The organism is Acinetobacter sp. YH01021, assembly GCF_013420255.1.
In the GTDB taxonomy this organism is placed as follows: domain Bacteria; phylum Pseudomonadota; class Gammaproteobacteria; order Pseudomonadales; family Moraxellaceae; genus Acinetobacter.
The window spans coordinates 1-1,184 of the sequence record NZ_VOYO01000073.1 but is presented as its reverse complement, the minus strand read 5'-3'; the positions used below and the strand labels follow the sequence as shown (position 1 = coordinate 1,184).

General features: G+C 44.5%; 1 protein-coding gene. It reads left to right on the top strand.

Going from position 1 to position 1,184, the window contains the following annotated elements; genetic code table 11:
* Positions 1–192 precede the first annotated feature (192 nt).
* Positions 193–1,008: an aminoglycoside O-phosphotransferase APH(3')-Ia gene (locus FTT86_RS15865; protein WP_000018326.1), complete on the top strand. Its 816-nt coding sequence runs from the start codon at positions 193–195 to the stop codon at positions 1,006–1,008.
* Positions 1,009–1,184 lie beyond the last annotated feature (176 nt).

Sequence of the window (1,184 nt, the reverse complement as noted above, 5' to 3'; positions counted from 1 at the left end):
GTACCAGCGTACGGCCCACAGAATGATGTCACGCTGAAAATGCCGGCCTTTGAATGGGTTCATGTGCAGCTCCATCAGCAAAAGGGGATGATAAGTTTATCACCACCGACTATTTGCAACAGTGCCGATAAAAATATATCATCATGAACAATAAAACTGTCTGCTTACATAAACAGTAATACAAGGGGTGTTATGAGCCATATTCAACGGGAAACGTCTTGCTCGAGGCCGCGATTAAATTCCAACCTGGATGCTGATTTATATGGGTATAGATGGGCTCGCGATAATGTCGGGCAATCAGGTGCGACAATCTATCGATTGTATGGGAAGCCCAATGCGCCAGAGTTGTTTCTGAAACATGGCAAAGGTAGCGTTGCCAATGATGTTACAGATGAGATGGTCAGACTAAACTGGCTGACGGCATTTATGCCTCTTCCGACCATCAAGCATTTTATCCGTACTCCTGATGATGCATGGTTACTCACCACTGCGATCCCCGGGAAAACAGCATTCCAGGTATTAGAAGAATATCCTGATTCAGGTGAAAATATTGTTGATGCGCTGGCAGTGTTCCTGCGCCGGTTGCATTCGATTCCTGTTTGTAATTGTCCTTTTAACAGCGATCGCGTATTTCGTCTCGCTCAGGCGCAATCACGAATGAATAACGGTTTGGTTGATGCTAGTGATTTTGATGACGAGCGTAATGGCTGGCCTGTTGAACAAGTCTGGAAAGAAATGCATAAGCTTTTGCCATTCTCACCGGATTCAGTCGTCACTCATGGTGATTTCTCACTTGATAACCTTATTTTTGACGAGGGGAAATTAATAGGTTGTATTGATGTTGGACGAGTCGGAATCGCAGACCGATACCAGGATCTTGCCATCCTATGGAACTGCCTCGGTGAGTTTTCTCCTTCATTACAGAAACGGCTTTTTCAAAAATATGGTATTGATAATCCTGATATGAATAAATTGCAGTTTCATTTGATGCTCGATGAGTTTTTCTGATAGTTAGTCTTTGTAGAGACACAAACCTGAAATTCCGGACACCGCGCTTGGCACTGTTGCAAATAGTCGGTGGTGATAAACTTATCATCCCCTTTTGCTGATGGAGCTGCACATGAACCCATTCAAAGGCCGGCATTTTCAGCGTGACATCATTCTGTGGGCCGTACGCTGGTACT